The sequence below is a fragment of the Prosthecobacter fluviatilis genome (assembly GCF_055388355.1).
On record NZ_AP043782.1, the window covers coordinates 2287622 to 2301166 of the forward strand.

General features: G+C 64.3%; 11 protein-coding genes. 5 read left to right on the forward strand and 6 right to left on the reverse strand.

The features are described from left to right. Positions 1 to 16: 16 nt before the first annotated feature. Positions 17 to 3433 carry a PVC-type heme-binding CxxCH protein gene (locus ACZ5WW_RS08775; RefSeq protein ID WP_377165082.1) on the reverse strand — a complete coding sequence of 1139 codons (3417 nt, stop codon included), beginning with the start codon at positions 3431 to 3433 and terminating at the stop codon, positions 17 to 19. Between the two features lie 184 nt (positions 3434 to 3617). On the opposite strand from ACZ5WW_RS08775, the gene ACZ5WW_RS08780 reads away from it, so the two are divergent. Next, on the forward strand, positions 3618 to 4391 hold the full coding sequence (locus tag ACZ5WW_RS08780) for a hypothetical protein (protein WP_377165080.1): 774 nt from the start codon (positions 3618 to 3620) through the stop codon (positions 4389 to 4391). A 66-nt stretch (positions 4392 to 4457) separates the two neighbouring features. Further along, the gene (locus ACZ5WW_RS08785; protein WP_377165078.1) at positions 4458 to 4847 is read left to right on the forward strand and encodes a hypothetical protein; all 390 of its coding nucleotides are present in this window, start codon (positions 4458 to 4460) and stop codon (positions 4845 to 4847) included. 316 nt (positions 4848 to 5163) lie between these two features. Here the strand turns inward: ACZ5WW_RS08785 and ACZ5WW_RS08790 are convergent, their stop codons facing one another. Beyond that, entirely contained in the window at positions 5164 to 5535 is a 372-nt protein-coding gene (locus tag ACZ5WW_RS08790; protein WP_377165076.1) for a hypothetical protein, read from the reverse strand. Positions 5536 to 5800: 265 nt separating this feature from the next. Between ACZ5WW_RS08790 and ACZ5WW_RS08795 the strand changes: the two genes are divergently transcribed. Next, positions 5801 to 6334, forward strand: coding sequence for a hypothetical protein (locus ACZ5WW_RS08795; RefSeq protein ID WP_377165074.1), 534 nt, complete (start codon positions 5801 to 5803; stop codon positions 6332 to 6334). 132 nt (positions 6335 to 6466) lie between these two features. Here ACZ5WW_RS08795 and ACZ5WW_RS08800 read toward each other — a convergent pair whose 3' ends face one another. The 3 genes from ACZ5WW_RS08800 to ACZ5WW_RS08810 all read right to left on the reverse strand — a co-directional run bounded on the left by ACZ5WW_RS08800 (position 6467) and on the right by ACZ5WW_RS08810 (position 9173). Beyond that, positions 6467 to 7024 (reverse strand): YaeQ family protein, encoded by a 558-nt coding sequence (locus tag ACZ5WW_RS08800; protein ID WP_377165072.1) that lies wholly within the window; start codon positions 7022 to 7024, stop codon positions 6467 to 6469. A gap of 125 nt (positions 7025 to 7149) precedes the next feature. Further along, positions 7150 to 8130: a GDSL-type esterase/lipase family protein gene (locus tag ACZ5WW_RS08805; protein ID WP_377165070.1), complete on the reverse strand. Its 981-nt coding sequence runs from the start codon at positions 8128 to 8130 to the stop codon at positions 7150 to 7152. Positions 8131 to 8372: 242 nt separating this feature from the next. Further along, positions 8373 to 9173, reverse strand: coding sequence for a class I SAM-dependent methyltransferase (locus tag ACZ5WW_RS08810; RefSeq protein ID WP_377165068.1), 801 nt, complete (start codon positions 9171 to 9173; stop codon positions 8373 to 8375). Between the two features lie 336 nt (positions 9174 to 9509). Between ACZ5WW_RS08810 and ACZ5WW_RS08815 the strand changes: the two genes are divergently transcribed. After that, positions 9510 to 11012: a cellulose synthase family protein gene (locus ACZ5WW_RS08815; protein WP_377165066.1), complete on the forward strand. Its 1503-nt coding sequence runs from the start codon at positions 9510 to 9512 to the stop codon at positions 11010 to 11012. A 276-nt stretch (positions 11013 to 11288) separates the two neighbouring features. Here ACZ5WW_RS08815 and ACZ5WW_RS08820 read toward each other — a convergent pair whose 3' ends face one another. Further along, the gene (locus ACZ5WW_RS08820; RefSeq protein ID WP_377165064.1) at positions 11289 to 12005 is read right to left on the reverse strand and encodes a putative polyvalent protein kinase domain-containing protein; all 717 of its coding nucleotides are present in this window, start codon (positions 12003 to 12005) and stop codon (positions 11289 to 11291) included. Between the two features lie 146 nt (positions 12006 to 12151). Between ACZ5WW_RS08820 and ACZ5WW_RS08825 the strand changes: the two genes are divergently transcribed. Beyond that, complete coding sequence (locus ACZ5WW_RS08825) at positions 12152 to 13468, forward strand: outer membrane protein assembly factor BamB family protein (protein WP_377165062.1); 1317 nt, start codon at positions 12152 to 12154, stop codon at positions 13466 to 13468. The last annotated feature ends 77 nt before the right edge of the window (positions 13469 to 13545 follow it).

Below are 13545 nucleotides of genomic sequence, written 5' to 3' on the forward strand. Positions count from 1 at the left end.
TCGGCTATGAGAAGCCTCAAGGCACCGCAACCGCTGCGCCATCTAAGATTTCCACGCGTAATGCGGCCACTTCCCCAGCGTCACGGGTTACCAGCACGCTGACGCGGTGGATTCCGGCACTGAGTTCCAGCTCCTGCTGGGGCAGCAATTCCTTTAGCTCTGCCCCGTCCACCGCCACAACGATTCCCTTCACGGTGCTGAAGCCGAGTTTGACCTTGCCCGCGCCGTCGAGTTTCAGGCCAAATTGCACGATTTTCGGGAACCATGGGTACATCTTCTGCGCGGCGGGCAGGTCTGCCAGCGGCAGGTCTCCGTTCACCTGGCTGAGGGCCATCTGCCACGGGTAGGGGTATTTGTCGTCGTTCAGGGCAAAGCTGCCCACGTGGCGCACGTGGTCCACGTCCTTCTGCTCCATCTTGCCCATGGCCTTCCAGGTGCGGACGTAGCGGTTGGGCTGGGTCTTGTAGGCCCCTTCCCGGCCGAGCTCGGAGAGGAAGCGGACGAGATCGACAAATTCGTCCTCCCGCAGGCTGGCGGTGAGCCCGGGGGGCATCATGCTCACGGGGCTCATCTGGCGGCTGGCGATGGCGGACTTGGCCACCTTGAGGATCTGGTTGGCAGGGTCACGAATCGTCAACTCCTCGGCACCGTCATTGATGAGGCCGCCGGAGACGACTCCGCCGTCCTTTTTGCTGATGATGACCATGTGGTAGCCCTCTTTGATTTTCTTGCTGGGCTCCAGCAGGCTTTCGATGAGGTAGTCCACCGGGGCGCTGGCGCCGATGCTGACGAGGTTGGGCCCGAGGACGCCGCCGGACTCGCCGATGGCGTGGCAGGTGGTGCAGAGCATCTGCTGGCGGCGGTACACGGCCTCGCCGCGGGCGGGGTCTCCCTGGGTCTTCACCTTGGCCACGAGGGCGCTCATTTCTTCCGGGGAAAGGGGACGGTCCATCTGCTTGACGCCGCCGGCTTTCTTGAGGGCGTCTGCCAGCGGGCCCTGGATGCCGCGGGAGGTGACCATGCGGATGCCTTCGACGGCCACGGAGTCAAGAATGGTCTTGCCGTCCAGCTCCTTGGCCAGCACGCCGGGGAGCTGCTTGTTTTTGAGGAAAACGGTCAGGATGGGCTTCGCGGCGTCCACATCTGCCTTGGCGAGGTACTCCACGGCGCGCCTGGCGGCGAGCTGCGGGCCCACGCTGGTGAGGCCGTCGATCATGAGGGCGCGGAGGGCGGTGTCCTGAGATTCGGTGAAGAGCTTGTCGAAGAGGTCCCGGGACTTCACGCCGCCGAGGGCGGTGAGGCCGCGCGTGGCGCCGTCGCGGATGGCGGGGATGGTTTTGGCGTCGGTGAGCAGGGCCACGAGTGTTTCACGGGCGGGCTCGATCTTCCAGAGCCCGGCGAGGATGGCGGCGCGGTGCACCACGTGGGGCTCGGGACGGGCAAACCAGGCGAGGACGGTGTCCTTGGCGCCTTCGGGGATGACTTTGCGGTCGGTGGCGGCCTTGATGAGGGCGTCCTGCAGGCCCATGTAGTAGGGGGCCATGGCGGCGTCGTTGACCATGTCTGCCATGGTGCGGGCCTGGGCGGGGTCGGCGGCGCTGCCGGCCATGTCGAGCACGGCGGCGGCGTCTTCGGTGCTGAGCTTGGCGCTTTTCAGGGCGGCAAAGAGCGGCGGCAGGGCATCGCTGCGTCCGGTGCTCTTCATGGCGTAGACGAGGTGCTTGGGCCGCTCGTCGAGCTTGAGCTTGCCGGCCACGACGGCGGGCATCCAGATGTCTGCCTGCTCACGGCAGGTCTGCTCCAGCAGGAAGTCGAGGGAGTCGTCCATGAGGTGGTCCAGCACCTTGAGGGCGAGTCCGATGGCGGCGGGCTTGCGCATGTCTGCCAGCACGGCCAGGGCCCAGAGGCGCACCTGGGCGTTTTCGTCTGCCACGGCCTTTTCCAGCACCTTCATGGCTTCGGGGAAGACCTTCCAGCGGTGGCTGAGGATGCGCAGGGCGGCGGCGCGGATGCGGTAGTCACCATTTTCCCAGAGGCGGTGCCAGATGGAGGGGGAGAAGGAGTTCACGCCTTCACGGGCCCAGGCGGCCTCCAGCAGGGCGTGGGCATCGGCTTCCTTGGCGGGGTCCAGCTTGGCGGCCCACTCGTCCAGGGCCAGGGTGACTTTGGCAGCGCCCTGGTCGCGGAGCTCGCGCTTGGCAAAACGGCGCACGTGATTGCGGTCGCTCTTGAGCATTTCCAGCAGGTCGGCGGTGGCGGCACCGGCGATCTGGACTTTGGGGCTGAGGGGCCTGCCTTTGGCGGTGATGCGCCAGATGCGGCCGTGCTGGTGGTCGCGGCGTGGGTCGCGGAAATCGACCTCACCGTGCTGGATGATGGGGTTGTACCAGTCGGCGATGTAGAGAGCGCCGTCGGGGCCCATTTTCACGTCGATGGGACGGAAGGCGCGGTGCGTGGAGGCGAGGAGGTCGGGGAGCTGCTTGGCGATGTAGCTGCTGCCGCTGGGGGTGAGCTGGAAGCGGTTCACGCGGTTGCCGCGGAAGTCATTGAGGATGAAGTTCCCCTGGAACTCGGCGGGGAAGTGCGGGTCTTCGATGATCTCAAGTCCGCACTGCTTGGGCTGGCCGGGGCTGAGGCCGTGGAGGATGCGCTTGGCCCCCGGCGAGGTGGCAAAGACGGAGCCGGGGAAGATGAAGTTCACCCCTTCCCCGCCTGCGCCGTCGCAGGCAAAGCTCTGGCCGAAGCGGTCAAACTCCAAGCCCCAGGGGTTGATGAGCCCTTTGCTGATGATCTCCGCGCGGCGTGTCTCCGGGCGGAACTCCCAGATGCCGCCGCCCATGAGACGGCGCACGCCGTGGGGGGTCTCCATGTGGGTGTGGATGTAGATGGACTGGTTGAAGTACAGCATGCCCTCCGGGCCCCAGCGGAAGGTGTGCAGGAGGTGGTGGGTGTCCTCGGTGCCAAAGCCGCTCAGCATGACGCTGCGCTCGTCCTCCTTGAGATCGTTGTTGCTGTCCTTCAAAAAGAGCACCTCGGTGGAGTTTGCCACATAGAGACCGCCATCTCCCGGGGCGAGGGCGGTGGGGATGTGCAGCCCCTCGGCAAAGGTGGTGGACTTGTCCGCCTTGCCGTCATTGTCCGTGTCCTCCAGCACGACGACCTGGTCCTTGGCCTCTTCGCCGGGCTTGATGTGCGGGTAGGTGGTGCTGGTGACGACCCACAGGCGGCCCTGCGCGTCCCAGTTCATCTGCACCGGCTTCTGGATCATGGGCTCGGCGGCAAAGAGATTCACCTCAAAGCCCTCAGGGACCACAAAGGCCTTCAGCTCCGCCTCGGGGTGCGCGTCCGGCAGATCGGCCAGCGACGTGGGCTGCGAGGCATGCGCAGCGAATCCGAGCGAACCAAGGAGAATCAGGGCAAGGCGGGTGGTCATAAAATGGGAAGGCGAAGTACGGCGCTGCGGCGGGAGTTTGGCAAGCATTCTCTGGGAGGAAATGCGGGGGCGGGGTGGTGCAAGCCGCCGGGCCCTTACCTTGAGGGAAAGCGTCCGCATCATTGATCCTCGTTCTCTTTTTTTCCTCGCCCGCGGCTTCGAGAGTCCGCATACTCCTGCCTCGGTGAATCTTCCATCAACATCCCTCCAGCGCAGCCTCCGGCTTTTACGGTGGGCCCTGCTGTCCGCCAGCCTCACACTGCCGGCACTGCTGTGCTCACAGACGGTTAACTCAGATCCCTTTGTGGAGCTGGACTATTACAAAATGCGGCATGTGCGGGAGCTGGTGAGTCTTGCATTAGATGATTCCATTCCGGCAGATGCAGCCGAGGGCAGAGCCATGCAAAAAGCCCAGGAAGAGAAAGATCTCAGGTGTCTGCATGCCCTGAGGACCGAACCCGGCCTGGGCCCCTACCTTACCGCCCTGGCAGGAACCAGCTTCATCCAAAAAGCAGGCACAGGCGACCTGCCTCGGGTGTTTGAAGCCATGGCCATGCGGCAGGACACCGAGCCGTCAGTGATCCAGCACTACATCCAGCTGGCGAAGATGCTGCTCGATAAAGCCCCCAAAAAGCTGGACTCTCATGAGTATGATCTTCTTCTGGGCATCCGTTATCTTCTGAGCCTGCACGCCACCCCTGAAAATGAAGACCTCCTCATCAGGATATTGACCCTGGGGGAAAAGCTGGACGACATGTGGCTGATCCTGAGTGCAGCAGAAGCCCTTTCAAAGACAGGCACCGGCACCCGGTCTCTCGAAGCCATGGAAACGGCCCTGCACTGGTTCCAGCAACTGCGCGAAAAGAATGAGTCACGGGCTCCGCTTTTACTCAAGATGGAGGGCTTCCTCAAAGCGCTCAACAACCGCATCCACAGCACCTCTCCCCGCTCCATTTAGCGGGTGGATCGCTGTCACACGACCATTCCCTGCCATAAACCACCACGCCCATCACCCTTCACTGCCATGAGCGAGTCCAGCAACGAAAGCAAGACGACACGGAAGATCCGCGGCAAGTCCCATTTCCACGGCGGGCTGGAGAGCACGCTGGACACCACCGGATACATCGTCATGACGCTGGGCGTGCTGATGGCCGCAGTCTTGGTGATCAAGGCCAGGGCCGCCGCCATCTTTCCAGCGCTGGGGCTGCTTGTGCTCTCATGGCTCTGCCGCGTCATCCTTCGCGCCCTGGCCGAGCACCTGCGCCTGCAAAAGAAGGCCCAGGGCCTGCCCTACGACGGCCAGATCTCCGAAGCCCTTGAGACCGTGACCTACACCTGCAGCGAATGCGGCGCCATGCTGCACTCCGACACACGCTGCGAAGCCTGCGGTCGGGCCATCGAACCCAGCGCCTGAGGCACCGGTGCGCCACGTGCGAGCAGGCTCTTTTTTGGACTGCGGTCGCGCAGCGAAGCATGAGCGCAGCTACCGCTTTCCGCAGGCAGGCCGGGGAGACTGCGCAGGCAGCGAGACGCTCGAAAGCGGCAGCTTCACTCGTTCCTCGTTAGGCAGCCGCACTCCAAAATGAGGGTGGGTGCGGCGTGCCCAGTTCACCGCCATGGACACCGGGGAGCGGCCCAAAAAAAACGCGGCACCTGCGCGGTGCCGCGTTGGGGATTGGGAAGGCTAGCGCACGCAGAATCAAACGGGCGTGACTCCGGCCCGTGGATGCTTAACGGCGTCCGAACCAGCGGTGAAAGATGTTGTGGTGCTCAGTCTGGTTGATGCGACGGGACTGCACGTTTTCCGCGTGGTTCAGGTGCATGCGGTCGCGCCAGGTGAGGTGGCCGTTGTGGCGGACGAGGTCGCGGTTTTCCTGGCGCATGATGCGCTGCTCGCCGCGCTCCAGGCGGTTCGCCTGCCAGGGGTTGAGACGGCCGGTGGCGACGCCGTTGTTGATGCGTCGCTGCTCGTTGTTCATCCTGCCGTTCACTTCAGCGGTGCGCGGGCGGAAGGGGTGGAAGAAATCGAGCGCGCTGGCATTGCTGGGAAGGGCCGCAGTGCCCAGCAGGGTGGCCAGGGCCAGAGTGGTGACTGTTTTCATGGGATGAGGGGGGTTGAGGGTTTCTCTTTTTATTTATTGCGGCGTTCGAAAAATCGAAACGTCACTGGATTGAGACGCCGCCCCGGAGGCATCGATTCAAAATGAAAGCCCCGGAGGCAGCGGGAGGCGGACGGAGCGTGCGTAGGCAGAGAGCCTAAACCTGCGGGACATGTAGCGCCACGTGCCTCCTGGCATGCCATGGCCTCGCGCACGATGGATGCTGACAACCGGATGGATTTGTGAATGATCATGCCACATGAGGACTTTGAGACGAACTTTCTTTTTCGGCCTGCTGGCGGTGGTGCTCACAGCACGTGCGGATCTTGCCAAGGAGCCGTGGCCAGAGGCGGCGCGTGACTTCCCCGATGAAACTCCCTGCACGCTGACGGAGGGCGGTGTTCGCATTTCCATCAGCGAGCCGGGTGATCCGGAGATCCGCAAGATGCGCGGCTCCGGCGGGCCGATGCTGACCTTCACCGTGCTGAACGAGAAAAGCGGATGGAAGCAGGTCTTCTACAAGCAAAGCGTCGGCACGCGGTGGCTGGCGCCGTTTGAAGGCCATCCGCAACTGGAGATCTGGGGGCGCGGCGGTGGTGGTTTCTACACGCGCTGCCTCACCCGCCTGGTCCGTGGAAAATACCGCTGTGTACGCATCGATGAGTTTATCAATGTTCGCGAACGCTCGACCCAGCCCTCCATCACCACCACGCTGCCACGCAGCGGCGAGGTGCTTTACTTCGTCGAGACGCGTATGCCGAAAGGGTCGGAGGGTGACTTGTTCTATGAAGATGAGAAGTAGGCCGGGCGAGGCAGCCGAAGCGCGGCTGCAGCGAAGCGGCTGGTGATTTCAAACGTAAAGCTTGAAAACGGCGCGCGTCGTTTGAGCTCCAGTTCAAGGACGGGGACGAAGACGAACTCGCTGCGCCCTCGCCTACTCCCCGCCACAGAGCTTCACCATTCTGATCTCCACGGTGCGGCCGCCCTCCTCTGCAAAGAGCACGCCCTCTTGAACGGTGAGCGTGAGGTCCATGGAGCGCTGCGCGAGCCCGCCCAGGGCCTCGCTCTCGGCGGCGGGGATCTGCCAGACGTTCAAGTTGTTGACGCGGGTGAATTTTCCCGCGAGCCCGGCCCACCAGGTGGCGGCGGTGTTCGCAAAGCTGTACACGCTCACCTTCTTGGACCGGCCGCACACGCGGACCAGCTTCTTTTCATCGGGCTGGCCCAGCTCGATCCAGTGCATGAGCAGGCCGGTGAGGTCGTGCTGGCTGAGCGCGGGCTCGTCGGCCTCCCACATGTCCTTGCCAAACTCCAGCAGGCCGTGGTCGTTGTTTTCAGGCGCGTTGAGCACAAAGGCCAGCAGGCGGACCATCATGCGCTCCTCCGTCTCGGAGGGGTGGCGCGCGATCGTGAGCTCGTGGTCGGCGTAAACGTTGTGGTCGAGGTCGGAGAGGGAGACCTTGGCTTTGTAGATGATCGCTTTGAGGGCCATGTGCTGGCCATACGCGGAAATGCGGGCGGTGGCAAGAAAGGCTGTGCCACGCGGCTGTCAGATTGGCCTCCGCCCTGCCGGGTGCGCTGCGGCACGGCAGGGAGGCATGGAGCTGGGGGCGCCTCTCAGGGGCGACGGGCCTGCTGCAGGGCCTCTTCCTTGAGCTTCTGGATGGTTTCGTCTCCCTGGGCGATGAGGGGGTCAAACATGGGGATCTCCTTGGCGTTCTGCCCCTGCTCGTGCTTGCGGAAGCCGAAGAGGTAGGTCTCGTTGTGCGGGCGCCAGCGGTTGAAGAAGAGGGTGTCTTTGGCGATGACGGCGCGGCGCAGGCCTTCGAGCGCGGGGGTGGGGGCGTCCGGTGTTTTGAGGCCGAGGCCTTCGATGAGCCGGGCGCTGAGCACCTCATACCCGGCGCGGGTGTAGTGCACGCCGTTTTCGGTGAGGGGCTTGCGGATGACGCCGGGCTTGGGCATGCCGCCCATGAGCTCGAACCAGTCCACAAAGAAGGCGTTTTGCATGAGGGCAAATTTTCTCAGGGCATCGCGCAGGCTGGAGAGGTTTTTGTTGGCGGCGCTGAGGTCCGGCAGGGGCGGCGGCAGGGTCTCCAGCGGCGGCGGGCTGGCGATGATGATGCGCACGCCGGGGGACTTGGAGCGGATGAGCTCGATGAGGCTGCGGTAGCCGGTGAGGAACTCCGGCAGGCCGCCGAGGCGCTCAAAGGCGAGCTCGCTGCCGTAGCAGAGGAGCACGACGGTGGGCTTGAGCATCTCCAGGTGCACGGAGAGGCGCTGCAGGCCCTCTTCCGGCGGGCCGAAGTAGGAGCGCGCGTGGCCAAAGACGGTGTCGCCGCTCCAGGCGAGATTGCGCACGGTGACCTTGGCCTCGCCGAGGGCGAGCGCGAGGCGGGGCTCAAAGGAGCCATAGTCGTGCTCGCGCTCCAGCACGGTGTTGCCCAGGAGCACGAGGCGGTCGCCGTCCTTGAACTCAAAGGTCTTGGGCTGCGGCGGCGCGGCAGGGGCGTCCGGCTCCGCCGGGGCTTGGGCAGATGCGAGGGTGGCGCAAGCGAGCGCGAGGAGACTGAGTCCGGCCAGGGATTTCAAATTCATGCGGGCGCTATTGGAGCGGATGCGGTGGGAGTTGTCCAGCGGGAGGTTGGGGGGAGGAAACTTCGACAATCAACCATCGATTGCTCATCAATCGTCAATCACGCGTGCCCACGATGCACAGGAGCCGGAGGATTGACGATTGTCGAACCATCGAGGCGTTGATTGAAGAGGTGCCAGACCGGCGCAGGGCCTCTCGCAGCTCTTCTGCAAAACCACCGCCAGCCACTGCCAACTCCCCTGCCCTACCGCTTCCGCAGCACCAGGAGCACATCGGCGTAGCTGTCGTCAAACCGGCGCGGCGCGGTGAGGTCGTAGGTGAAGTCGTAGCACTCGAGGTACTCCAGCTCGGGGACTTTGCGCAGCAGGGCCCTGAGCTGCGCGGCGCTGTAGGTGCGGAACTGCCAGCGCGTCTCCTGCAGGTGAGTGCGGCCGGCGTCGGTGATCTTCAGGCGCGTGCGCAGGTTTTCCAGCCGGGTGCGGCGGTCGGCGGGCCAGGTGTGGGTGTTGCACACGACCTGGATCTTTCCACGGGATGCGACCCAGCGCTCGTGCTCGTCGCCAGCGCGGTCATAGTCGGTCAGGTGCAGGCCCAGGAAGAACACACCGCCGGGGCGCAGGGCGGCGGCCACGCGGCGCAGGCACTCGGCGGCGTCCTTTTCCTTGAGCAGGTACTTGAAGGTGCTGACGAGGCAGTGCGCCAGGTCAAAGCCGCCCTTCACGCCCTTGGGCAGGGTGAAGCTCTGCATCCAGTCCTCCCACAGCCGGGCTTTCGCCTGCAGCCCCGCGTTTTCCAGCCGCTGCTGCGCAAAGGCGATCATGTGCGCGTTGCCGTCGAAGCCGGACACCTCCCAGCCGCGCCTGGCCAGCTCCAGCGCCAGGCGGCCGCTGCCGCAGGCGGGCTCCAGCAGGCGGTGGCCCTTGCCGGGCGTGGCGTATCTGGCGTAGGCCTCTTCCAGAAAGTCGGCCTCGCGTACGGTGCCGTCGTCAAAGACGATGTCGTAGTAGAGGGGCGTGTCGTACCAGTCGCGCTGTTCGGTGGGCATGAGGCGGGAAGATGGCGAGCCGCGCGGGATGCGCGACAGGCACTTCAAAAATCAGCAATCGATGGTTCGACAATCGTCAATCACGCGCACCCAGGACCCGCTGGAGCCGGAGGATTGACGATTGTCGAGCATTCGATTTTTGATTGAAGAAGTTCCAAGCCCCCGCCGAATCGGGCCGCTGCCTACCCGGCCTGCGACTGGGAAAATCCCCCAAAGTAGCGGCAGCCTCCACAGGAGGCTTAAAAATCCCTCCTCTGGTGGCACCCGAAATGCTGCTTGATTGTTTCGAACTGGTGGAGATTGATTGCGCCCCCGTGCCCTGCCGCCCCTTCCAATATGTTTGTGTGGGATAATTTCTTCTGGTTTACCAGCTACATCCTCGTCTTCACCGCCCTGTCCGCCTTTGGCGCACACAGGATCAAGGTGTTATATCACTTCTGGAAGCACCGGGAGGATGTGCCCGTGCCGCCGCATGAGTTTGCCGAGCTGCCCGTCGTCACCGTGCAGCTGCCCATCTTCAACGAGCTCCATGTGGTGGAAAACCTGCTGCGCACCGTCAGCGCCCTGGACTACCCGCGCGACCGCCTGCAGATCCAGGTGCTGGACGACTCCACGGACGAAACGGCCCCGCACGCCGAGAAGCTCTCCGCCGACCTCAAGGCGCAGGGCTACGACATCGAGTACCGCCACCGCACCAACCGCCACGGCTTCAAAGCCGGTGCGCTGGACGAGGGCATGGCCTCCGCCAAGGGCGAGTACATCTGCATTTTCGACGCCGACTTCCAGCCTGCGCCCGACTACCTCAAGCAGGTGATCCACCACTTCACCAACGAGAAGGTGGGCATGGTGCAGGCGCGCTGGGGGCACCTGAACAAAAATTTCTCCCTCCTCACCAAGCTGCAGGCGCTCTTTCTGGACGGCCACCTCGTGCTGGAGCAGACCGCGCGCAGCCGCCATGGCGAATTCCTCAACTTCAACGGCACCGCCGGCATCTGGCGGCGCAAGGCCATCGAAGACGGCGGCGGCTGGCAGCACGACACGCTGACGGAGGACCTGGACCTCTCCTACCGCGCGCAGCTCAAGGGCTGGAAATTCATCTACCTCAAGGACGTCGTCGTCCCCGCCGAGCTCCCGCCGGACATGGACGGCTTCAAGAGCCAGCAGCACCGCTGGACCAAGGGCTCCATCCAGGTGTGCAAAAAAATCCTGGGCGACGTGTGGCGCAGCGACATCCCCCTGCGCCTCAAGATCGAGGCCACCTCCCACCTCACGTCGAACTTTGCCTACCTCCTCACCCTCTGCACGCTGGTGCTCATGTACCCGGCCAATTTCGTGATGGGCAGCTCCTGGCACAAGGCCGTGTTTGTGGACGTGCCGGTGTTCTTCTTTGCCTCCCTCAGCGTCGTGATTTTCTACATGACGGCGCAGGGCGCGCAGGGCCGCTGGGGCTGGCTCAAGGCGCTGCCGTACGTGCCCATGCTGCTGGCGCTGGGCATCGGCATGAGCATCAACAACGGCAAGGCCGTGCTGGAGGCGCTGCTCAATCAGTCGTCCGAATTCGTCCGCACGCCGAAGTATGGCATCGAAAACAAGGCACAGGCCTCCAGGCAGCGCCCGCTGTACAAGGCCGGCAAATCCATCGCCCTGTGGATCGAGGTGCTGCTCACCGGCTACTTTGGCTGGATGATCGCCCTCGCCGCGCAGCGCGGCCAGTGGGGCAGCATCCCCTTCCTGCTGCTGTTCCTCTTCGGCTTTGGGTACGTGGCGGCGGGCTCGCTGATGAAGCGCTTCTCCATGGCCGCGTTTCAGGCCCCGCAGCCGGTGCCGGTGAAGGTGTAGCGATTCTGCGCGCCAGCGCAAAGCAGCCCAGTTGCGCCGCAACTGGGGGTGCAAGGTCTTCGGCACGCGGACCGCCCGACCTTGGATGATCCATCCCCGTCTCTCGCCAGCGGAACGCAGCGTGATGTGCCACCGCTACGCGGTTCCACGGATCGGGAAACGACGGGGATGCGCTGATCCGTGGGCTTGCGCCCACGGCTACCATTGTGCCAGCGCTACGCGCTTCCTGATTCGAGCGGTGCAGCGGCGCAACAGGCGCAGCGTCGAACGAACATGTCAGCGATACGCGCTATTGTCAGCAAGCCGTTGCAACGTGACTTCCCATGGAATGACCGGCCCTGTCGATTCTTTGAGACGGTAAAGCTCCACATCCACAGGACGAAGGCCTTCAGGAGAAAGGATGAAATTACCTTCGTGTGTGTCCACCATGACCAGTCCATCTTCCTGGCGCACCCAGGCGCCGGATTGGTATTCGAAACCGGCAGCCCGCAACCAGCGGTTGATCTCGCGCTGATCCGGGTTGGGCGACTCGGGATCTGCCGCAGGCACAAACCGCTGCTCCATGACAATGCGAACGCCCTCCGCTGTGGGAATCACCGCCACCAGCTCTGCACAATCACCAAACGCCACATTGGCCAGGTGCCAGCGCTCCAGATAATGCAGCGGCGTCACCTTGGGAATGCGGTCACGTCCATTGCGTAAACGCAGTTCTGGCTCGGTCACCTTGATCAGGACCCCGGGATCACTTGGATCCTGAAACACCTCATGCTCGTTGCCACCTTCTAGGGCAGAAAGCAGTGAGAGCCATTCTTCTGACGAAACAAGGCCGTGGCCTTCGGCGAAACGAAGTAGGGCTCCGTAGGCACCACCTGCCCCAGCTTCCGGCGCTGCCTCGCGCTGGCCTTGAACTGCCGTACCACCAGCATGTGAGTCACCACGGAGGATCGTGATGGCTGCGAAGAGGACGCTGGATTCTCTGAACTCATTGGGCATCGAAAGACGAAGACATCATAGATGTCAATGATCTTGGACACATTGCAAGCTGGAGCCTCTGCGGAGTGCTGCGGACTGAAGTCCGCGCTCCACAGACTGCATTCCCCGCGTAACTTTCCCGCCCGTTCCGGGTTATCCTGCGCCGCATGCACCCGCCCTCCTGCGCCTCTGCTTTCGCCTTTGCCTCCATGCTCGCGCTCAGCGCTGCGGCGCACCTGAGCGCCGCTGGCAATGACTGGCCGCGCTTTCTCGGGCCCACCGGCACCGCCGTGGTGGCAGACGCCAGGATCCCCCTGCGGTGGAGCGACACCGAAAACCTGCTCTGGAAGACCGACCTCCCCGGCCCCGGCTCCTCCAGCCCCATCGTCTCCGGAGACAGGGTCTTCATCACCTGCTGGACCGGCTACGGAGACAAACCCGGCGCGGACAGCATGCGCAAGCTCGTGCGCCACCTCCTCTGCCTCAGCCGCGCAGACGGCCACATCCTCTGGGACGCCCGCGTGCCCAGCGCTGCGGCGGAGGACCCGTACACCGGCTACATAACCGAGCACGGCTACGCCACCCACACCCCCGTGACCGATGGCGAGCGCGTGTACGCCTTCTTTGGCAAATCCGGCGCGCTGGCCTTTGACCTGCAGGGCAAAAAGCTCTGGCAGACCTCCTGCGGCACCGGCTCCGGGCAGCGCCGCTGGGGCTCCGCCGCCAGCCCCGTGCTGCATGGAAATCTGCTCATCGTCAATGCCAGCGACGAAAGCCAGGCCCTCTACGCCCTGGACAAAGCCACCGGCCAGATCGTGTGGAAGGCCGAAGGCGACTACGGCATGGCCTACGGCACCCCCAGCCTCCTCAGGCGCGACGGCGGGTACGATCTCGTGCTGGCCCTGCCGCGCGAGCTCTGGGGCATGAACCCCGAGACCGGCAAGCTCCGCTGGTACGCCACGCACGGCCTCGCCGGGAATGTCTCCCCCAGCCTCGTCCCCGGCGCAGCGGGCACCGTCTTCATCACCGGCGGCTTTCCCACCACGCACAGCGTGGGCCTCAGCCTCAGGCCCGGAGCCAAAGGAGACCTCGGCCCCGCCGCCGTGCTGTGGGAGAGCAGCGCCAGCAGCTACGTGCCCACCCCCGTGTACAAGGACGGCCACCTCTACGTCATCAACGACCAGGGCTTTGCCCTCTGCATCGACGCCCGCACGGGCCAGACCGTGTACCGCGAGCGCGTGGCGCTGGGTGCCCGCGGCGGCGGCAAGCCCATCTACGCCTCCCCCGTGCTCGTGGGCGGGAGGCTCGTGTGCGTCTCCCGCCGCAGCGGCACCTACATCCTCGCCGCGCGGCCGCAGTACCAGCTGCTGAGCACCAACGAATTCGCCAGCGACACCACCCACTTCAACGCCACCCCCGCCATCAGCGGCGACCTCCTCCTCCTCCGCAGCAACAAAGCCCTCTACTGCATCGGCACCCGCTGAGCCGGGCCGGGCGATGTTCCAGGTGCAGCGTTCTGGGTTTCTCGTTCTTGGTTCCTGGTTTCAGCGTTGAATCTTTC

Excerpts from the sequence above, each read along its gene's own strand:
- ACZ5WW_RS08775 (WP_377165082.1), bottom strand. The coding sequence starts at position 3,433 with ATGACCACCCGCCTTGCCCTGATTCTCCTTGGTTCGCTCGGATTCGCT.
- ACZ5WW_RS08815 (WP_377165066.1), top strand. The coding sequence starts at position 9,510 with ATGTTTGTGTGGGATAATTTCTTCTGGTTTACCAGCTACATCCTCGTC.
- ACZ5WW_RS08785 (WP_377165078.1), top strand. The coding sequence starts at position 4,458 with ATGAGCGAGTCCAGCAACGAAAGCAAGACGACACGGAAGATCCGCGGC.
- ACZ5WW_RS08790 (WP_377165076.1), bottom strand. The coding sequence starts at position 5,535 with ATGAAAACAGTCACCACTCTGGCCCTGGCCACCCTGCTGGGCACTGCG.
- ACZ5WW_RS08805 (WP_377165070.1), bottom strand. The coding sequence starts at position 8,130 with ATGAATTTGAAATCCCTGGCCGGACTCAGTCTCCTCGCGCTCGCTTGC.
- ACZ5WW_RS08825 (WP_377165062.1), top strand. The coding sequence starts at position 12,152 with ATGCACCCGCCCTCCTGCGCCTCTGCTTTCGCCTTTGCCTCCATGCTC.
- ACZ5WW_RS08800 (WP_377165072.1), bottom strand. The coding sequence starts at position 7,024 with ATGGCCCTCAAAGCGATCATCTACAAAGCCAAGGTCTCCCTCTCCGAC.
- ACZ5WW_RS08810 (WP_377165068.1), bottom strand. The coding sequence starts at position 9,173 with ATGCCCACCGAACAGCGCGACTGGTACGACACGCCCCTCTACTACGAC.
- ACZ5WW_RS08820 (WP_377165064.1), bottom strand. The coding sequence starts at position 12,005 with ATGCCCAATGAGTTCAGAGAATCCAGCGTCCTCTTCGCAGCCATCACG.